Origin of the sequence: Candidatus Ornithobacterium hominis, assembly GCF_900538215.1 — a bacterium.
Classification (GTDB): Bacteria; Bacteroidota; Bacteroidia; order Flavobacteriales; family Weeksellaceae; genus Ornithobacterium; species Ornithobacterium hominis.
Window position 1 is genome coordinate 192,940 of the sequence record NZ_UNSD01000005.1, and the last position, 18,966, is coordinate 211,905.

19 protein-coding genes and 2 pseudogenes are annotated in these 18,966 nt (G+C 32.6%); 11 read left to right on the forward strand and 10 right to left on the reverse strand.

What is annotated here, in order from left to right; translation table 11 throughout:
* Window positions 1-52 precede the first annotated feature (52 nt).
* The 5 genes from D5J18_RS05990 to D5J18_RS06010 form a co-directional block, all read right to left on the reverse strand.
* Window positions 53-349, reverse strand: coding sequence for a hypothetical protein (locus D5J18_RS05990; protein ID WP_119058106.1), 297 nt, complete (start codon window positions 347-349; stop codon window positions 53-55).
* A 10-nt stretch (window positions 350-359) separates the two neighbouring features.
* Entirely contained in the window at window positions 360-827 is a 468-nt protein-coding gene (locus tag D5J18_RS05995; RefSeq protein WP_119058107.1) for a hypothetical protein, read from the reverse strand.
* A 256-nt stretch (window positions 828-1,083) separates the two neighbouring features.
* Window positions 1,084-1,296: a plasmid mobilization protein gene (locus D5J18_RS06000; RefSeq protein ID WP_119058108.1), complete on the reverse strand. Its 213-nt coding sequence runs from the start codon at window positions 1,294-1,296 to the stop codon at window positions 1,084-1,086.
* A 99-nt stretch (window positions 1,297-1,395) separates the two neighbouring features.
* On the reverse strand, window positions 1,396-2,058 hold the full coding sequence (locus tag D5J18_RS06005; protein WP_119058109.1) for a response regulator transcription factor: 663 nt from the start codon (window positions 2,056-2,058) through the stop codon (window positions 1,396-1,398).
* Window positions 2,055-3,383, reverse strand: a complete 1,329-nt coding sequence (locus D5J18_RS06010; protein ID WP_133298114.1) for a sensor histidine kinase — start codon at window positions 3,381-3,383, stop codon at window positions 2,055-2,057. Before D5J18_RS06010 ends, D5J18_RS06005 begins: the two co-directional genes overlap by 4 nt.
* Before the next feature lie 245 nt (window positions 3,384-3,628).
* On the opposite strand from D5J18_RS06010, the gene D5J18_RS08910 reads away from it, so the two are divergent.
* The 10 genes and pseudogenes from D5J18_RS08910 to D5J18_RS06050 all read left to right on the forward strand — a co-directional run bounded on the left by D5J18_RS08910 (window position 3,629) and on the right by D5J18_RS06050 (window position 11,936).
* Complete coding sequence (locus D5J18_RS08910; protein WP_260377557.1) at window positions 3,629-3,751, forward strand: hypothetical protein; 123 nt, start codon at window positions 3,629-3,631, stop codon at window positions 3,749-3,751.
* A gap of 44 nt (window positions 3,752-3,795) precedes the next feature.
* Window positions 3,796-6,129: a TonB-dependent receptor domain-containing protein gene (locus tag D5J18_RS06015; protein WP_119058111.1), complete on the forward strand. Its 2,334-nt coding sequence runs from the start codon at window positions 3,796-3,798 to the stop codon at window positions 6,127-6,129.
* A 3-nt stretch (window positions 6,130-6,132) separates the two neighbouring features.
* Complete coding sequence (locus tag D5J18_RS06020) at window positions 6,133-6,882, forward strand: cysteine peptidase family C39 domain-containing protein (protein ID WP_119058112.1); 750 nt, start codon at window positions 6,133-6,135, stop codon at window positions 6,880-6,882.
* A pseudogene (locus tag D5J18_RS08960) lies at window positions 6,797-7,099 on the forward strand (ABC transporter transmembrane domain-containing protein); the annotation flags it as partial. The gene D5J18_RS06020 and the pseudogene D5J18_RS08960, both read left to right, overlap by 86 nt.
* A 15-nt stretch (window positions 7,100-7,114) precedes the next feature.
* Window positions 7,115-7,252: a hypothetical protein gene (locus D5J18_RS08915; protein ID WP_260377558.1), complete on the forward strand. Its 138-nt coding sequence runs from the start codon at window positions 7,115-7,117 to the stop codon at window positions 7,250-7,252.
* A 6-nt stretch (window positions 7,253-7,258) separates the two neighbouring features.
* Window positions 7,259-7,519, forward strand: coding sequence for a hypothetical protein (locus D5J18_RS06030; RefSeq protein WP_133298115.1), 261 nt, complete (start codon window positions 7,259-7,261; stop codon window positions 7,517-7,519).
* A 78-nt stretch (window positions 7,520-7,597) separates the two neighbouring features.
* Window positions 7,598-8,482 (forward strand): annotated as a pseudogene (locus D5J18_RS06035) (IS982 family transposase).
* Between the two features lie 243 nt (window positions 8,483-8,725).
* Complete coding sequence (locus D5J18_RS06040; RefSeq protein WP_119058115.1) at window positions 8,726-10,918, forward strand: RecQ family ATP-dependent DNA helicase; 2,193 nt, start codon at window positions 8,726-8,728, stop codon at window positions 10,916-10,918.
* 5 nt (window positions 10,919-10,923) lie between these two features.
* Window positions 10,924-11,298 (forward strand): sulfite exporter TauE/SafE family protein, encoded by a 375-nt coding sequence (locus tag D5J18_RS06045; RefSeq protein WP_119058116.1) that lies wholly within the window; start codon window positions 10,924-10,926, stop codon window positions 11,296-11,298.
* Between the two features lie 17 nt (window positions 11,299-11,315).
* Entirely contained in the window at window positions 11,316-11,936 is a 621-nt protein-coding gene (locus D5J18_RS06050; RefSeq protein WP_119058117.1) for a 2OG-Fe(II) oxygenase, read from the forward strand.
* On the opposite strand, the gene D5J18_RS06055 is transcribed toward D5J18_RS06050, so the two are convergent.
* The 3 genes from D5J18_RS06055 to D5J18_RS06065 all read right to left on the reverse strand — a co-directional run bounded on the left by D5J18_RS06055 (window position 11,926) and on the right by D5J18_RS06065 (window position 12,987).
* Window positions 11,926-12,381, reverse strand: a complete 456-nt coding sequence (locus D5J18_RS06055) for a methylglyoxal synthase (protein WP_165844972.1) — start codon at window positions 12,379-12,381, stop codon at window positions 11,926-11,928. The genes D5J18_RS06050 and D5J18_RS06055 overlap by 11 nt on opposite strands.
* A complete protein-coding gene (gene trxA / locus D5J18_RS06060) occupies window positions 12,381-12,680 on the reverse strand; it encodes a thioredoxin (protein ID WP_119058119.1) in 300 nt (99 codons plus the stop codon). The genes D5J18_RS06055 and trxA overlap by 1 nt, the downstream gene beginning before the upstream one ends.
* 184 nt (window positions 12,681-12,864) lie before the next feature.
* Complete coding sequence (locus D5J18_RS06065) at window positions 12,865-12,987, reverse strand: DUF4126 domain-containing protein (RefSeq protein ID WP_119058120.1); 123 nt, start codon at window positions 12,985-12,987, stop codon at window positions 12,865-12,867.
* 49 nt (window positions 12,988-13,036) lie between these two features.
* Here D5J18_RS06065 and D5J18_RS06070 point away from each other — a divergent pair, with 49 nt between their 5' ends.
* Window positions 13,037-14,404 (forward strand): DNA recombination protein RmuC, encoded by a 1,368-nt coding sequence (locus tag D5J18_RS06070; RefSeq protein ID WP_119058121.1) that lies wholly within the window; start codon window positions 13,037-13,039, stop codon window positions 14,402-14,404.
* A gap of 84 nt (window positions 14,405-14,488) precedes the next feature.
* On the opposite strand, the gene D5J18_RS06075 is transcribed toward D5J18_RS06070, so the two are convergent.
* Window positions 14,489-17,605, reverse strand: coding sequence for a glycoside hydrolase family 2 TIM barrel-domain containing protein (locus D5J18_RS06075; protein ID WP_119058122.1), 3,117 nt, complete (start codon window positions 17,603-17,605; stop codon window positions 14,489-14,491).
* Window positions 17,580-18,962 carry a sulfatase-like hydrolase/transferase gene (locus tag D5J18_RS06080; RefSeq protein ID WP_119058123.1) on the reverse strand — a complete coding sequence of 461 codons (1,383 nt, stop codon included), beginning with the start codon at window positions 18,960-18,962 and terminating at the stop codon, window positions 17,580-17,582. The genes D5J18_RS06075 and D5J18_RS06080 overlap by 26 nt, the downstream gene beginning before the upstream one ends.
* Window positions 18,963-18,966: the final 4 nt, after the last annotated feature.

Here is an 18,966-nt window from a genome sequence, read left to right on the forward strand (position 1 = left end):
TTTTTATTTTTTTAACTTGTCGAATTTCCTCAATAGCGCTTTGGGGGAGCTTCTATCCCTTTGTGTTATTCTCCGAACAAATTGAATTTACAATATCCTCTAAATTTTTTAATACTTTAATAAATTCCTCATAAATATTATCATTTAAATCGTTTAGCAATCCTGTTTCGTATAATATTCTACTGAAATTATTAATCTTATTAGCTATAGAACAATACTGTTTTTTATTTTTTTGATTTAAAATCTTTATGGAATTATCAATATCTTCATATCTATACTTTGAATTAAATTCATTGTATAATATTTCTTGTAACTTAATTAGCTCTAACTTTAAAAGTTCATCTTTCATAATCAATTATTTAGTTCGCCCTAATCAAATTAGGAAATAAAGTTTTAAACTCCTCCAAAGAATAAGTTTTTTTTGTCTTCAAATCTTTAATGCTTTTTATCCATTTTTCAGGATATTTTCTAGGTAAGAGAACTTGATCTGCTCCCCCAGAGTATTTTCCATATGGTGCAACCTTTCCTAAATTTAATTTAGCACCTTTTTCAATAACTATTTCTGCTTCAAATTGCATCGTATTCCATTTAGTTAATATTGCTAATTCCTCTCTACTCAATAATGCCTCTGTAGAAGTATAATTTCCAAAAAGTTTTGCTTGATTCTTTCCTTGTCCTCCAAATCTCCTAAAGACTTTTATATTTTCTAATGTCTCAGCTGTATAATAATAATTATCCATAAAAGATTCTACAACACTTCTTGGTAAACTTTTATCTTTTCCAATAACTTTAACTTTATCAAAAATTGAAACTCTATATTTTTTCAATACATGGCTTATTCCTTGAACTTTCTCAAAAATCCTCTTAGCATCTCCTCTTTTAGGTTTCTTAATCTTTCTAATTTCAGTAATGGCATTTTTAGGTAATTTCCCTATTTTACCGAATAATTGAGCGATTGTTTTTTCTCCTTTTAGTAAAGCTTTTACCTCACCTACACCAACAAGTAAAGTTACTACATCAAATGTTAGTTTTCCTTGATTATATCTCGCTTGGTTACTTACACTAGCCGTTTTATCTATATATTCAGATAATTGTTGTTGAATGGATTGAGTAACCTGTTGTAATTTTTCTACTGAACAAAACCGAAGTGATAAAATGTGATTTTACCTTCAAGCCTGATTGCTCAAATAAGGATAAAAACTTTGCATTTTCTTCCTCATTCAGTCGGAATACATAGCGGTGCTTGCGTGGGTTCAATTTCTCTGGGCGACCGTCTTGGGAAGTGTATTTTTTCATTCTTTTGTTTATTGCAAAAAAAAGAATTTATAGTAGAAGAATTACTAAATAAGCCCTTGACAAATAATGTCAATGACTGCCAAATAAAGTTGACAAATATTAGATTTCTTCCAATTGGTAGCCAATATTTTTTAGTGTATTAATTTTCAAACCTTTGTTTTTTATTTTTTTTCGCAAGGAACTGATTATATTTCGCAAAGACTCTTCCATAAAGGTGTCTGCCCAAACATATTCAGTAATATCTGCTAATCTCACTGTTTCTCCTAAATAATCACATAGATATTGAAGCACCTTACTTTCTTTCTCAGATAGTTTTTCTTTTTTTCCTTCACTTATCAATACTCGTTCTTTAGAACTAAATAGACACTGATTGAATTTATATATATCTTGTGTTGTATAAGTTTGCTCCAATGCGTTGATATGAACCTCTAATTCATCAATGCTCACAGGTTTTTTGAGAAAAAAATTACAGCCAATATCAAAAGCTTCTACAACATCTTTGGAAGCCTTGCTCTCACCACTCATAAAGATAATAGGTATCTTTTTATCGAGTTTTCGAATATTTCTAGCCACTTCCTTTCCATCAATCATATCATCTAAGTTGATGTCTAACAAAACAATATCCGGTAGATTTTTCTCAAAAAGAGCTATAGCTTCTTTACCGGTTATTGCTTTTAGAATTGTATATCCTTTTTTTTCAAAATATATTTGGATCACATAAGCAAAATCCTGATTGTTTTCGGCGATAAGTATTTTTTTCATTTTATATTTTCTTTAATAATAGGAATAGAAATCACAAAATTGGTTCCTTGTCCGTAAATGCTATGGACATTCAAAAAACCTTTATGTAGTACTTCTACAACCCATTTCACATAATTAAGCCCTAATCCTAACCCAAACTCATCGGTTTTAACACGATAAAATTTATCAAAAATTTTATTTAAATCCTTTTCCTTAATCCCTATTCCTCTGTCAGATATAGACAGAATAAGATTTTCTCCTGATTCTTTGACTTCAATAGAAACCACCTTTTCTTTAGGAGAATATTTAATTGCATTATCAATCAAATTTCTAATTGCATTAGGAAAGTGGACAGAGTCTGCATAGTATTCCAATACAGGAGAGTTATAATTGAAATCGAAAATAACAGAACCCTCTGTTCTAAAAGTATAATCTGCTATAACTTCATCTATTACATTAGAAATATTAAGCTCTTCTAACTTTGCTGTTTGTTGTAAGTTTTCCGAGTAAGATTTTTCTATAATGGAACTCAGAGTTTGATCTAAATGATATAGATTATTTTTAATTTTTTTCAAAATATTTTCTCGTAAATTTTCATCATTTGAAAAGGACGGTTTTTGCAATATTTCGGATAAAGATAATGCACCCTGAATAGGATTTTTTAGTTCGTGTGTCATACTATCTACGAAATCTTGTCTGATATGCTCTATTTTTTTCTGCCGCTGTATTATCTTTAACTGATAGATAAATGCGTAAATAATAATGCTAATGAGTATGACAGAAAAAATTAAATAGGTTATCATTTTTTCTAAAATCCATTTTAAAGGATTGCTGTACACTGCCTGTACTTTGTTTTTTGCATCTAATTCTAATACAGGAGTAAAAAGATTTTCTGGTGCACTTTCAGTAGTAGGATTGATTAAAATTTCAAATTCTGTAATAATTTTTCTATCTCTTAATTCATTTGAAAAAAGACTGTCTAATTTAGACTTTTCAACAGGTGTTGTTGTTGCCAAAATAAAACTTATAATTTTAGACATAGCCTCATCTGCCGTAAGGTTATCTTGTCTATAGTCTAATTTGTCCGTCAGAACAGAGTCATTATTATTATTTTTAGGTTCATTTAGGGTAAAAGAAATAGGTTCTTCAATTTTTTCAAATTGAATGCCCCTGTATTCTTTTATACTTTTTTCGAATGATTCATTGACAGATCTTTGAACTAACCCTGAAACATTTTGATAGGTAACAAACAATGAATAACCTTGAAATAATAATAACAAAGCAATTGCACCGATAGCAACCCACTGAAAAAAGTGATTTTTTTGATATATTTTTTTGTGATACACACCCCTTAAAATTAATAATTTTAAGGGGGCTAAAATAATCAAAAGCCTTATAAAAAACTAATTTTATATAAGAAAACAATGATATATTGTCAATATAATAGCCCCATTATACTGGCTATATATAAGCATTATATACAATACTTGTTTTCCCTCGTATGTTTGCATCGTTAATGAAAACCAAACTGGTACCTAACGGTTGAAGTTAACGAATTAAAATAATGTATAATTTTTAAATTTTTAGAACAATGAAAAATGTATTTTTAAAAGAAGATGTATTAACATCAGAAATGGAGAACTTATTAGGAGGGAAATCCGATGGTAGGGTAAAAGTAAAAATTGGCCCTATAGAAATTGAAGTAGAATGGTAATTTCAACATTCCTATAAGTTAAGAATAATTAAAAAACAAAAAATATGAAATCGTTTATTTTAGGCTGTATCGCTTTATTTATAAGCCTCGGCTTATCTGCACAAAGTTTTTCTCTATCGGGAAAGGTGGAAGAACCCGGACAAACCCCTTTGGCTTATGCCAATGTGGTCATAAAAAACAATCATCTACAAGATGGTGTTATGACTATGGAAGACGGAAGTTTTATCATTGAAAACTTACCTTCCGGAATCTATGAACTTTCTATATCATTTTTGGGTTATGAAACTTTTGAGAAAACAGTAGAGTTAAATCAAACTTTAGATATTGGAACGGTTACTTTACAAGAGAATCCCGTGGAGTTAGAGACAGTTACTGTTATTGGCTACAAAAAATTAATTAAAAATGACAAAGGAAAAACAACGCTTAATGTAGAAGGGACAATGCTTACCTCAATGCCTACAAGCGAGGTGTTACTAAACTTTGTTCCAGGAGTTAAATCATTTAATGGTGAAATAGAGGTGTTAGGAAAAGGAAAACCTCTTGTTTTTATTGATGAAAAAGAAGTCAAAAGTCCTCAACAAATAGAAATGCTTCGTCCCGAAGATGTAAAAAATATCACCGTAGATAGAAACCCTTCTGCTAAATATGATGCACAATACAGTAGTATAATACACATAGTTACCAATAGAAAATCTTCTGAACAAAATTGGGCAATACAATTAGGACATAGTTCTGCTTTAAATAGAAATTATAACCATAGTGAAGAAGTTCATTTATATCATAATAAAGGAATCTTTCATAATTATATAGGGTATAAATTTAAGAATCAAAGAGAAACAGAAAGAGTAAAGTCTTTTCAACATATATTTGCGAACAATAGTAAACAGTCCAATTTATACGATGCTCAACTTAATGCTAATGATAAAATTCACACCTTAACAATGGGTAGTAATATGCAATTGAGTGAAAATCATCATTTAGATTTACAATATTTATTTACCCAAGAAGATCATTTCGGTAAAATTACAGGAGAAGAAGCCAAACAAGGAATCATAAATGAAGCCTTTGAAGTAAGTAGAACGGGAAAAGATAAAGATCAACGGCATTTAGTAAATCTAAATTATCAATGGAAAATAAATAATAGTAGCAAATTAGGGTTTTATGCTGATTATACCCATAAAAAATCTTCAGGAGGTGAAAAGGTTCACAATTATAACTCTGTTGGATTAGATGAGCATATTGACTTAGACAATCAATCAAAATTTGATGTATGGCTTCTTCGTTCTGAATATAAAAAAGAATTTGATAATGGGCTTGGGGTAGAATTAGGAACTAAACTATCAACTATAGATAGCAAAGCTTTTGTATTTATTCAACCTGAGAATAAGAGCCTACAGATCCAAAATCATACAAAATTATCAGAGCATACTTTGGCAGGATATGGTATATTATCCAAACAATGGGAAAAGTGGTATGCAGAGGCAGGAATAAGAGCTGAGCAAAATCGTGCAGAGTATCAAAAAAATGAAAATAGTATTTGGAAAAAACCTCGAGTACTAAATAATTTATTACCTAGTATGACGATCAATTATGATGTTTCTGAAAAATTAGCTTTACAGCTCCATTATACTCAGAAAATTATTCGTCCCAGTTTTGGAGATTTAGATCCCTCTGTATCTTATCTGAGTACTGCATTATTGGAAAGAGGAAATCCACTATTAAAACCAACAGTAAAAAATAGCATAGAATTATCCTCTACCATTAATGATAAATGGAATATCGGAATAAGCTATAACCTAAACAAAGACGCTATTGTTTACTTAATGCAAAAGGATGAGCAAAACCCCAACCGACTCATTCACGAACCCTTAAATCTAGATAAAATTTCTTCTTGGGATATCAATGCTTCCTATGCAGCACGACTGGGCAGGCTTAATTTGAATTTAGCAGGAAATATCTCTTTTCCTGATGTAGCCTTCCCTTATCAAGGGGAAATCAAGAAAAATACATTGCCAAAATATGAACTAATGACAAATGGAGTATATATGTTTTCGCCCAATGCTATCCTTTTTGGAACTTTTGTAGCAAGAAGTAAATATCATAACATAAACACAACTTTTGATCCGATATATAACCTAATATTAGGGGCTAATTTCAAATTCTTAAAAGGAAAATTACAAATGACTGTATTTGCAAATGATGCTCTGGGATTAGCTTACGGAAATACTTTTTCAGAATATGGCTATGTGAGAAGTGGACAAAAAGTAAATTTGGATAAAAGAATGATTGGTGTCAAATTGAAATACAACATTTTTAATCTCAAGAAAAAGTTTAAAGAAACTGAACTGAGTGAGGAAGAAATCAAAAGAATACAATAAAAAATGAAAAAGTTTCCAATTTGCATTCAACATGATATAATGGATTGTGGGGCAGCTTGTGTTAAAATGATTACAGATTATCACAAAATGTCCCACTCATTAGAAGAAATAAAAGAAATTTGTAGCCCAACAAGAGAGGGGGTATCTCTATCAGGTGTGGCCAATACATTTGATTATTTTGGGTTTAGCACCATAGGCGGCAAATTGAATTTAAAAAGATTGGTGGAAAAAGTACCACTCCCTTGTATTTTACATTGGAACCAAGAACATTTTGTCGTTCTTTATAAAATTAAAAAAAAGAGAGGGAAAACAAGGTTTTATATTGCAGATCCAGGTATAGGATTGATTTCTTACTCTGAAGAAGAATTTAAAGAAAATTGGTATAGTACTAAATCTAATGAAAGTGAAAAAGGAGTTATACTCTTGGTAGAGAAGAAAGCTAAAATTGAAAAGAAAGAAAATGATAAAAAAACTAACAATGGATTTATAGAGTTAGCTCCCTACTTTTTTAAGTATAAAAAATATTTTTTCTTATTATTTATTGGGTTATTTATAGGGAGTTTTATACAATTAGTACTACCTTTTCTTACTAAATCAATTGTAGATATAGGAATAAAAGATGAAAATTATTATATTAATTGCTCAACTTACCTTATTATTAGGAAAGATGGGGGCAGAATTTATTCAAAACTGGCTTTTATTGCATATAAGTACACGAGTAAGTATTTCAATGCTTTCAGATTTTTTAATTAAAATGATGAAATTGCCAATGTTTTTTTTTGACTTAAAACTTACTGGCGACATCCTACAAAGATTTGAGGATCATAAGAGGTTAGAAAATTTCATAACCGTTCAATCTTTAAATGTACTTTATGCTATACTTAGTTTTTTTGTATTTGGAGGTGTCCTTTTATACTTCAACATATATATATTTCTGACATTTCTTATCGGGAGTATTTTGTATATCAGTTGGCTACTTTTGTTTATGAAAAAAAGAAAAGTACTGGATTATCAATTGTTTGAACAAAGAGCTACCAAAGAGCAAATAAAACAGATTAATCAAGCTATAAAATATGCTGAACAGCAAGGTGGTATAAAAATGAATGTTAGAGTTGTAAAATAATTAATTATGTTAAGTAGAATAAAGGACTTTTTAAAAATGGATAATAAAAGAAAAAATCGTCAGATGTGTAGTATATATAAAACTAAAACACAATATAAAATTATTACGATTTACAGTACAGATGTTGGAATTTATGTTGCAAATACTCCTGTTTTTATTTTGGAAATAACAACAGATATGGAAAAAATAAATGAGGCTATATGGACGTGCTTAAATGCAAGTAAAAAAATGAATTATAAAGAATATCAGAGAGAAAGTATAAATTAACCCGTAGTGCATTATAAAAAAGGTTGCCCATGAGCCTAAAGAAAAGTAAATTGCATTGGTTACCAATCAAATACAATTATGAGCAACCTAGAGGCAAGTTACAATTTTATTTTGAATAAACTAATAGAAATTTCAGGAACTGAAAATTTCTATTTTAAACCAGTGAAACCAAAATTATCTGATATAGAGTTGATAAGCTTAATTATTTTAGCAGAATTTAAATCTATCGACTCTGAGTACCAGCTTTTTAGAGAGATAAAAGGTTGGGCTATTGAATCTAAAATTGAAAGGAGTGTTTACAACAGAAGAAAACGAAAACTCTTCCCTTTTCTTGAAGAAATTAGGTGAAAAATGGTGAAAAAGTTCAATGATTTTGAAAACTATTTTTTGGTGGACAGCATGCCTTTAGAAGTGTGTAAATTATCCCGCTCTTCCAGAAGCAAAATCTGTAAAGAAAATAGCTTTTCAATGCCAAATAAAGGTTTTTGTGCTTCTCAAAATCTACACTTTTATGGTTACAAGCTACATGCGATCTGTTCTATTGCTGGTGTGTTCCAAAGTTTTGACTTATCTCCCGCCTCCGTTCACGACATTCATTATTTGAAAGACATAAAACTTCAAATTTCTGATTGCGTGTTACTTGGAGACAGGGGCTATCTTTCTCAAACGGTTCAGCTTGACTTGTTCAATGAGGTAAAAATCCAGTTAGAAACCCCTAAAAGAAAAAATCAAAAAGATTACAAACCTCAGTTCTATCCATTCAGAAAGTGTAGAAAACGTATAGAAACTTTATTCTCGCAGTTGTGTGACCAATTTATGATACGGCGTAATTATGCCAAATCTTTTGAAGGATTCAAAACAAGAATATTGGCAAAAATTACCTCCTTGACTACTATTCAATATCTCAATAAATTTGTCTTTCATAGTAACATTAACAATTTAAAAATTAACCTCATTCGATAATGCACTACGGGTTTTACTTATGATACCATCAATTTTTATTAGATTTAATTTTTGCAAAATATTTTGCTTTAGTTTTTCATATTTTTCACTAAAACTAAATGTATTAATAAATAGAAAAAATGGGAGTATTACAGATATTACATTGTCTGCTCCATCTAATAAATATATATTTCTTATTTTTAATAATAATTTTTTTCTTACTTTTAAACTAACAAAAATAACAAGTCTTTCTGAATTTACATTATGACAATTAAAACCAACCTTCAGGCAGAGCTAAAAAAATATTTTGGTTTTGATCAATTTAAGAATCTTCAAGAGAACATTATTCAAAATCTACTGGATGGGAATGATGTTTTTGTTTTGATGCCTACTGGCGGTGGTAAATCTTTGTGTTACCAGCTTCCTGCGTTGATACAAGATGGCTGTGCTATTATCATCTCACCGCTAATTGCATTGATGAAAAATCAAGTAGATGCCATCAGAGGAATTTCTGAAAACGACGCGGTAGCACATGTTTTAAATTCTTCTTTGACTAAAACTGAAATCAAAAAAGTTCTATCAGATATAGAAAATGGTGCGACAAAACTTCTCTATGTTGCCCCAGAATCTCTGACCAAAGAGGAATACACAGAATTTTTTAAGGGTGTAAAAATTTCATTTTTTGCAATTGATGAAGCTCATTGCATCTCTGAGTGGGGGCATGACTTCAGACCAGAATACCGAAACCTGAAATCCATCATCGAAAAGATTGGTGACTTCCCCATCATTGCCCTCACGGCCACAGCTACGCCCAAAGTGCAAGAGGATATTCAGAAAACCCTAGGTATGACTAATGCTGTTTTGTTTAAAGCTTCATTCAATCGACCTAATCTTTTTTACGAAGTTCGGCCAAAAGTGGATGTAGATAAGCAAATTATAAAATTCATCCACGAGAGGAAAGGGAAATCAGGTATAGTATATTGCCTCAGTCGCAAAAAAGTAGAAGAATTTGCTCAGACTTTACAACTGAACGGAATCAATGCAATTCCTTACCACGCGGGTTTGGATTCTAAAACACGCGCAGAACATCAAGATAAGTTTTTGATGGAAGAAGTTGATGTAGTTGTAGCTACAATTGCCTTTGGAATGGGGATAGATAAACCTGATGTTCGTTTTGTTATTCACTACGATTTCCCTAAAAGTTTAGAGGGCTACTACCAAGAGACGGGACGAGCTGGGCGAGATGGAGGTGAAGGCTATTGCCTGGCTTTTTATGACTATAAAGATATAGAGAAATTAGAAAAATTCCTGTCTGGCAAACCAGTTTCTGAAAGAGAAGTCGGTATGCAGTTGCTCAACGAAGTGGTGGCTTATGCCGAAACTGCAATGTCTCGTAGAAAGTATTTGCTTCATTATTTTGGTGAAGATTTTGATGAAATTCATGGTGAAGGGGCTGATATGGATGACAATATGCGTTCGCCCAAAAAGTTAACCGAGGCAAAAGATGAATTACTACAAATCTTAAAAGTCATCAAAGAAACCAATTCTAAACTGAAATTAAAAGATTTAATAAAAGTCATGCTGGGGCAAGAAAACATCATCACAAAATCTTATGGATTGCAAGATGCTGAATTCTTTGGCTCAGGGAGCGATTATTCAGAATTTTTTTGGAAAGCTTTGCTCAGGCAAGCTCTGATTTATGGATATCTCGAGAAAGAAATTGAAACTTACGGCATCATCAGCCTCACACAAAAGGGGAAAAGCTTCATTCAAAAACCAGTTTCTTTTAAAATTGTAGAAGACCATGATTATGAGAATCTTTTGAATGTATCATTTGATGGAGATAAGAAAAATTCAGCTATTTTAGACGAAAATTTATATAAAGATTTGCTCCAATTGAGAAAAAAAATTGCAAAAAAATACGGAATCCCTCCTTTTGCCGTTTTTCAAGAATCAAGCTTGGAGGATATGGCCTTGCAATACCCCACCTCTATTGAAGATTTGACTAAAGTCTATGGCGTAGGTGAGGGAAAAGCTAAAAAATTTGGTAATGATTTCGTAGCTTATATTGCTAAATATGTAGAAGAAAATGAAATCGAAACTCCAGATGATTTTATAGTAAAACAAATTGCAAATAAAAGCACCAATAAGGTCTACATCATCCAAAGTACCGACCGAAAAATGGATTTTGAAGACATTGCCAACGCAAAAGGCATGAGTATGGATGAACTTCTATCTGAAATGGAAAGCATCGTTTACCAAGGTACAAAAATTAATATCAGCTACTATATTAATGAAATGATTGATGAAGATTTGCAAGAAGAAGTCATGGATTTCCTGATGAAAGACGCTGAAGATGACAGTATGAAAACCTTGCTAGAGGAATTTGGCGATGAATTAGAAGATGAAGAATTAAGACTGATGCGCATTAAATTCATCAGTGAAGTAGCAAATTAAAAAAAATGAAATTGGAATCTATTTTACTCTTAATTCTCATTGGATTAGCAGGCGGATTCGTAGGTGGATTAGCAGGCGTAGGCGGTGGAATTGCCATTGTGCCCATGTTAGTATTTTTCTTTGGCATGACGCAACACGAAGCTCAAGGAACCAGCATTGGAACCTTGATCTTCCCCGTAGCGGCAATGGCAGCATTTAACTATTATAAAGGCGGTTACATTAACTTTAAGTATGTCGCATTTATTGCTATTTCTTTTATAATTGGCGGCTATTTGGGTTCTAAATTAGCCATTTCTTTAGATCAAAAATTGCTGAAAAGAATTTTCGCAACCGTTTTAGTGCTCGGTGCTGTCAAAATGTACTTTGATTCCTTTAAATAATTTTATTTTTTTAAGCCTTGAATAATATTTTTAGAAACCAATCTTGGTTAGACGATTTAGCTGAACGAGATTTTGCTATAATTGATAATTGTTTGGAAGCAGAAGATTTTTTAAGCCTTAAAAAATTTTTTCACCAAAAACAATCTTCTCAAAAATTTCATAAAGCTGGCATCGGCACCAAAAATCAACATCAATATAAAACAGAAATTAGAGGTGATTTCACGTATTGGCTCAATCAAGATTCCGATGTAGAGTTAAGCTTTATTTTTGAATTTCTAGACCAATTGAAAGACATTTTGAATTATAATTTCTATTTATCTTTAGCCAGTTATGAATTTCACTTGGCGCACTACCCTGCTGGGAGTTTTTACAAAAAACATCTCGACCAATTTGACCAAAGAAATAACCGAATGATAACTTTTCTTCTGTACATGAATGAAGATTACCAAACTCAAGATGCTGGGCAACTCAAAATTTATCTTAATAATGGCGAGACCACTTTGGTAGAACCCATTGCCAACCGTGCCGTGATTTTCAAATCTGCCGAATTATACCATGAGGTTTTACCAACTAATAAAGGCAGAAATAGCTTAACAGGTTGGTTTTTATACAATAGGAATCAGTTGATTAATCTTTAATTTTTCGATTAAGATACGTATTATAATCCGCTTGTATCGCTTGGTATTCTTCTTTCATATAGGGAGATTTCAAGATAAAATCAGCCGTTGCTGGGCAACAAGCCATAGGAACATTCCATACAACGCCTAGACGTAGAAGCGCTTTTACATCACTATCGTGCGGCTGAGCTTCCATCGGATCCCAAAAAAATATAATCACATGTATCTCTCCAGCTGCAATCATGGCTCCTAGCTGCTGGTCTCCACCGAGTGGCCCACTCATTACCGTTTGCACACCTACCCCCAGCTTTTCTTCAATCTTTTTACCAGTCGTTTGAGTTGCAATGAGGTGGTGCTTTTTCAGCTCCTCTTCATGCTCTTGAATCCACGCTATCAAGTCATCTTTTTTATGGTCATGCGCCACCAGTGCAATATTTTTTTTAATAGGAATATTCCGATAATTCATCACAAAAATTTTTTGATTTCATTCATGATTGTTTCCTCGGGTAAAACTCCACTTTGTCGCCATTTTTGCACTCCATTTTTGAAAATCATCAAAGTTGGAACACTTTGCACATGATATTTATCAGCTAATTTTTTATTTTTATCAATATCGATTTTGATGATGGAAACCTCATCCCCCATCTTCTCTTTAATATTTTCTAAAATAGGTTTTAGCATTTGGCACGGAGCACACCACACCGCAAAAAAATCAATTAAAACTGGTTTATCTTGAGAAATAATTTCTGAAAATTTAGACATCATTTATTTTTAATTACTCTACAGCCTGCAACAAATAAACCATTTTTTACTCTTGAAGAATATTTTTTTTAAAGTTTATGTAAATTTCACTTTGAATTCTGAATCAATAAAATTGTAAAATGTGGTGAAATTATAATTCCTTATCTATATAGTAAATTATAATTAAAATTAGCCTTGCCAACCGCACTCATTCGGTATTTAAACCAAAACGTGCCGCTAAACTGAGTACAAATAAGGGTAAAAAAACGCGAAATCCTGCGAATGCTGATAAACCAATGCCTAAGCAAAAGGAAATAAGTATTGTTAGCAAATCTATAGAATTGTATTTTTAGGTAATTTTGACAACTTTTATACCGAATATGATGGACTTAGCCTGGCTTATCAGCTTTATTTTATTTTTCCTTCTAATATTGAGTTTGTTTTTTCTTTTTCAGCTGAAAAAAGAGCAGAGAAAACAGAAAAAATTATTTAAGGCTTTAGAAATTAATGAAGAATTATGGAAAGAAAAATTCCAAGAAACTAAAGAAGAAAATATAGCTTTAGTTGCTACTCAAAAAATGATGAAAAAGGAAATTGAAACGATTCATCAACGCCAAATTTATTTGGAAGAAGAATTGGTTTTGAAACAAAATTCTAATCAAACTTTAAGTTTAGAAAATCAAAAATTAGTTTCTGAAAAACAGTATTTAACTGATAAATATGAGGCTGATAAAATTCAACTTCAAGCTTTGGAAAAAAAATTTCAAGAATCCTTTGAAAATTTATCTCAGAATATTTTAGAAAAGAAAAGTGAAAAATACTTGAAGCAAAATGAATATCAAATTTCAGAAATTTTAAAGCCTCTTAAAATGAAGATTTTAGACTTTGAAAATCGGCTACAAGAGCAATATCGCTACCAAACTGAACGAAATGCTAGCCTTGACCAGCAACTGAAACAGTTGCATGAACTAAACCAAAACATCACGCAAGAGACCAAAAATTTGACGCAAGCACTGAAAGGAGAATCAAAAACTCAAGGAATTTGGGGCGAAATGCTGCTAGAAAGTATTTTGGAGAAATCAGGATTGCGCAAGGGGCTTGAGTTCACAGTGCAAGAGAGTTTCTCGGTAAATCATGAGCGCTTGATTCCTGATGTGGTGCTGCATTTGCCCCAGAATAAAAAAATCATTGTAGATGCAAAAGTTTCTCTCTCGGCGTATGAGAAATTAGTCGACCCGCAAACACAAGACACCTCATTTTATCTTCAGAAACATCTCCAATCTGTCAAAAATCATGTAAATCTTTTATCATCCAAAAATTATCATCAGATTCCACAGCTTCGTGCACAGAATTATGTTTTAATGTTTGTACCGCTAGATGCTGCCTTGATTTCTGCGCAAAATGCAGATGCTAATTTGTTCAGTTTTGCTTATGACAAAAAGATTATTTTGGTCAGCCCCTCCTCTTTTCATTCCGTTTTGGCTAGCATTTCAAGTCTTTGGCAAAATGAAAAACAAAATCAAAATGCGGCTAAAATTGCCAAAGAAGCTGGCCGCTTGCACGATAAATTTATTGCACTCACTGAAACGATGCAAAAATTGGGCAGCCAAATGTATTCGGCACAAAATACCTACGATGGTGCTATGAAAAAATTGACTGGACGCCAAAATTTAATCAAAAATATTCACCGTTTAGAACAATTAGGTGCTAAAACGTCTAAAAAAATAAGTTATTATGAGGAGGAATAATTTTTTTTAAGCCTTAAAAAATTTTAACAAAAAAATGACCGATTTTTTCGGTCATTTTCTTTTTAAGTTAAAAAAATTTAAGCTTTACTTCAGTGGTTGGATAATGTATGAATACTCATACTCACTCATTTTGGTTCTAGCATTTTCATGTGGCCAGCGTCCCCAGCTATTAATTCCGCCCAACCCCATTTGGAATAAATCGACACGTAAGTGATTAATTTTATCAGGCTTTAAAAATTCTGAATGTTCTTGTTCTTTTACGTTTTTAGGATAAAGTTGCTCCCAAGAGTACGGCAAAACACTCATATCTAAAACCTGTGTGGTCGCACTGATTTTTATGCCACGTCCTTGCTTATCTTTCACTTCCATGTAGCGTACATCGGTGTGATTTCCACTCTCTTGTGGGCGTGCATACGGATGGTACTGCTCTTCTACTGTTGATTCATAGACGCCAAGCATTGATGAGTTTTTTCGGTCGATGTAGCTTTCCCAAGGTCCATCTCCAAACCATTTCAATTGAGTTAATTTTTTGGAAATTTCAATATCATTCCCGAGCCTCAGTAAGTATTTCTCTTCAGTATTGATGGGCTTGAAATGGTTTTTTACTTCAATTCCTCCTTGTTTTGGAAATTTATAAATCATCGTATTTTGGGAATTGCCATCGAGTAAGTTTTGGGTAATGACAATACTATTTTGTGTAAAATCAATCCCAGCTACTTGAATGTTTAAATTCTTGTATTGGTCAAACCGCTTTCCAAATCCTGCTCCTAAATCATTGTCGGTCAACGGGCGGAATAATGAAATTTGTGGCCCTTTTAACAATAATTCTTGCTTCCCGATTTTCAAATTTTCTATTCTACCATTGTTTTTAGCTATTTTGAAACTTAAATCTCCTGCTGAAATTTGATAATAATCTGATGTTTCAGATTTTTTATAGCTTAAATAATTTGATATTAATTTTGGTTGATATTTGGTGATTTCAAAATCTTGATGAGCTAGTAAGGTTCCTTTTTTCAATAATTGCTCATCTTCATCAAGTATTGCTTTGATTGTGACTACGGTTTCATTTTCATTAGAAAACTTCCAATCTTCGGGTAAATCGATGTAAGCCGTTTGCTGAGCATCTACATTTAAATTTTTAACATTTTTCTGAGCCTTTAATTTTCCATTTTCTAGCCAAGTGATTTCATAGTTAAAATTTTCTAAAGGCTTAAAGAAATAATCATTAAATACCTCAATCTGATGTTTTTTTGCATTGAATTTAAATCTTGCATTTTGGTGAATATGTCGTACTTCATACGCATGCGGATTGTATCTTCTGTCAGACATTACAACACCGTTCATCAAGAAATTATTATCGCTTGGTGTGTTTTCATCGCCCAAATCACCGCCGTAAGCCGTATAGCGAATTCCATCTTTTTCTACATAAATTCCTTGGTCTGCAAAATCCCAAATGAACCCTCCTTGTAATTTAGGGTAGCTACGAATCGTTTCCCAATAATCTTTGAAAACTCCTAGGCTATTGCCCATTGCGTGTGCGTATTCAGTTAAAATCAATGGTTTATCGTAATTACTATTGGAATATTTTTTCATATCTTCAATGGTAATATACATTGGCACAAATAAATCGGTGTTGTATTCATGCTCTGCTCGCTCATACTGAACTGGGCGTGTTTGATCTAAAGCTTTAGCAATGTCATAAGCTTTGTAAAAGTTCCATCCATTGCCTGCTTCGTTCCCCATACTCCAGATAATTACTGATGGGTGATTTTTATCTCTTTCTATCATTCGGCTAACGCGCGTTATGTGTGCATTCTCCCATGCTGGGTCGTTAGCAATAGTTCTTTCTGGTGCATAATGCATCCCGTGAGATTCTATATTGGCTTCATCTACAATATAGAAACCATATTCATCTGCCAAATCATAAAACATTGGAGTCTGTGGATAATGTGAAGTTCTGATTGCATTAATATTTAATTCTTTCATCACGCGCATATCTCGAATGATTTGCTCACGAGTTACTACGTGATGTGTATCTGGCTCTGTTTCATGGCGATTTACACCTTTTATCCAAATTCTTTTCCCATTCACCAATAAATTTCCTTCTGAAATTTTCACATTTCTAAATCCAACTTTGAATGGGATTGCTTCCACTATATCTCCTTTTTCATTTTTTAGGCTTATTGCGAGTTGGTATAAATAAGGTGTTTCGGCAGTCCAAGCTTTTATGTTCGGGATTTTTTGATTAAATCGGACTACAGTTTTTCCCTTCACTCGAGCTAAACCTTTTGTTTTTTGTGTTGATTGATAGATAACGACTCCTTTTGGGGTTTTTAGCTCTACACTGATGGCATAATTTTCTTTTGATTCATTGCTATTATTTGTGAGAGAAGTGGTAATTTGAAGCTTACCATCTTTATAATTATTAACTAAATCACTTACAATTTTCACATCATCAAAGTTAACTTCTGGTCTTGCATAGAGGTAAACATCTCTCTCTATTCCGCTAATGCGCCAAAAATCTTGTGCTTCTAAATAGCTGCCAGCACTCCATCTTCTCACTTCTAAGGCTATTAAATTTTTACCTTTTTGCAGATAAGGTGTTAAATCATATTCTGACTCCAATTTACTATCGTTACCAAAACCAACGAACTCTCCGTTTACATACAATTTAAATGCTGATTTTACAGCTCCAAGATGTAAATAAACTTTTTTACCATCCCAATCTTGTGGTAAATCAAAGCTTTTTCTGTAAAGACCTACAGGTTGATTTATATCGGACGGAATTTTAGGTGGCTGAGGATTTTTCATCGCAAACGGATAATAAGGGTTTACGTAAATTGGCGTTCCGTAACCGCTAAACTCCCAGTTGGCAGGAACTGGGAAATTATCCCAATTTTTATCTGAAAAATTTATTTTGTAAAAATCTTTATAAGCCTTTTTATAGTCTTCAAAATAAGCGAATTTCCATATCCCATTCAAGTCGAGATAATTTTCTGCTTTTTGTTTTTTATCCGCTTTTAAATCTGCTAAATTGTTATAAACAAAATAACTGGAATGCATAGGTAAGCGATTGACGTCTTGCAGTTCTGGGTTCTCAAAAAAGCGATCAGGTTCGTGTGAATAGTCTTGTGCAAACCCACCGATTCCTACTAATAGAAATAGTAAAAATATCTTAGTCTTTAAAGTTAAATGTTTCATTTTCTGTTCTTATGTTGTCTAGTAGTTTTGTCATTTCCTTTGTTTTATCAGGAAATTTTTCGGTTAAATTTATTTTTTCTGCGGGGTCTTCAGCAATATTATATAATTCAATTTCGCCAAATCTTTCTTTGTTTACATTCAATCGAATAGCTTTCCAATCACCTTTGAGTACGGCTTGTTTCCCGCCGAATTCATGAAATTCCCAATAAAGATATTCATGTGGTTTTTGTGGTTTCCCCAGAAGGGTATTCTTGAGACTGATGCCGTCTATTGTATCATCATCAGCCAAGGTTCCTCCTGCTAGCTCAATAAAGGTTGGGTATAAATCCCAAAAAGCTCCTGTGAAATCATTGGTTGTATGAGCTTGAATTTTCCCTGGCCACCGAACAATAAATGGTTCTTTGATGCCACCTGTGTATAAATCTCTTTTAATTCCTCGATAAATCGAACTACTCTCAAAAAAATGGACATCTTCCATTCTTCTTCCACCTTCCACATGCGTTCCGTTGTCACTAGAGAAAATAACGATGGTGTTTTCATCTATCCCTTTAGATTGAATAGCATCTAGAATATAACCCGTGTAAGCATCTATACTTTCTACCAAGCCAGCATAAGCAGCTCGGGGGTATTTTTGTGTTCCATAATGTGCTTTTGAGTGTGCTTTTTCGTCGGGGTATTTGCTTGTGCCATCTGGTTTTAGCTGATTGAGCATAAAACGTTTTGGCAATTTGAGCTCTGCGTGTGGAATCGTCAATGATATAAATAAGAAAAAAGGGGTTTCTGTTGAATTTTTAATAAAACTAATGGCACTATTCACAAAATAATCATTTGCATATTGCCCATTTAAAGCTAATTTCCCCAAACTTTTATTCTGAAAAATATCAATAGAATCTGGCTGCTGAAAATGAGCATCTACATGATGTAGAAACCCTGCAAATTCATCAATTCCTTTCTGATTAGGCGTACTATCGCTTCCCTTTAATCCCAAGCCCCATTTTCCGAAAAAACCAATGTGATAGCCTATTTTTTTTAAGCCTTGAGTAAAAATTTGCTTTTCTGCATCTAATGGATATTCTCCATTTCCTCTAATTTTGGTGTGCCCCGTGTGCTGCCCTGTGAACAAACTTGCCCTAGAAGGTGCACAAACCGTAGAACCTGCATAGAAGTTAACGAATGTCATTCCCTCATTAGCTAACTGATTGATATTTGGTGTTTTAATATACTTTTGCCCATAAGGCTCAATATCACCAATCCCTAAATCATCTGCCAAAATGAAAACAATATTGGGTTGTTTTTTCTGTGCCCACGCATAGATGCACATGAGAGATAAAGAAAAATTAAAGAATAACCTCCTCATTATC

Coding starts and splice junctions, on each gene's coding strand:
- D5J18_RS05990 (WP_119058106.1), bottom strand. CDS start 349: ATGAAAGATGAACTTTTAAAGTTAGAGCTAATTAAGTTACAAGAAATA.
- D5J18_RS06000 (WP_119058108.1), bottom strand. CDS start 1,296: ATGAAAAAATACACTTCCCAAGACGGTCGCCCAGAGAAATTGAACCCA.
- D5J18_RS06005 (WP_119058109.1), bottom strand. CDS start 2,058: ATGAAAAAAATACTTATCGCCGAAAACAATCAGGATTTTGCTTATGTG.
- D5J18_RS08910 (WP_260377557.1), top strand. CDS start 3,629: ATGAAAAATGTATTTTTAAAAGAAGATGTATTAACATCAGAAATGGAG.
- D5J18_RS06015 (WP_119058111.1), top strand. CDS start 3,796: ATGAAATCGTTTATTTTAGGCTGTATCGCTTTATTTATAAGCCTCGGC.
- D5J18_RS06020 (WP_119058112.1), top strand. CDS start 6,133: ATGAAAAAGTTTCCAATTTGCATTCAACATGATATAATGGATTGTGGG.
- D5J18_RS08915 (WP_260377558.1), top strand. CDS start 7,115: ATGAAAAAAAGAAAAGTACTGGATTATCAATTGTTTGAACAAAGAGCT.
- D5J18_RS06030 (WP_133298115.1), top strand. CDS start 7,259: ATGTTAAGTAGAATAAAGGACTTTTTAAAAATGGATAATAAAAGAAAA.
- D5J18_RS06040 (WP_119058115.1), top strand. CDS start 8,726: ATGACAATTAAAACCAACCTTCAGGCAGAGCTAAAAAAATATTTTGGT.
- D5J18_RS06045 (WP_119058116.1), top strand. CDS start 10,924: ATGAAATTGGAATCTATTTTACTCTTAATTCTCATTGGATTAGCAGGC.
- D5J18_RS06055 (WP_165844972.1), bottom strand. CDS start 12,381: ATGAATTATCGGAATATTCCTATTAAAAAAAATATTGCACTGGTGGCG.
- trxA (WP_119058119.1), bottom strand. CDS start 12,680: ATGATGTCTAAATTTTCAGAAATTATTTCTCAAGATAAACCAGTTTTA.
- D5J18_RS06070 (WP_119058121.1), top strand. CDS start 13,037: ATGATGGACTTAGCCTGGCTTATCAGCTTTATTTTATTTTTCCTTCTA.
- D5J18_RS06075 (WP_119058122.1), bottom strand. CDS start 17,605: ATGAAACATTTAACTTTAAAGACTAAGATATTTTTACTATTTCTATTA.
- D5J18_RS06080 (WP_119058123.1), bottom strand. CDS start 18,962: ATGAGGAGGTTATTCTTTAATTTTTCTTTATCTCTCATGTGCATCTAT.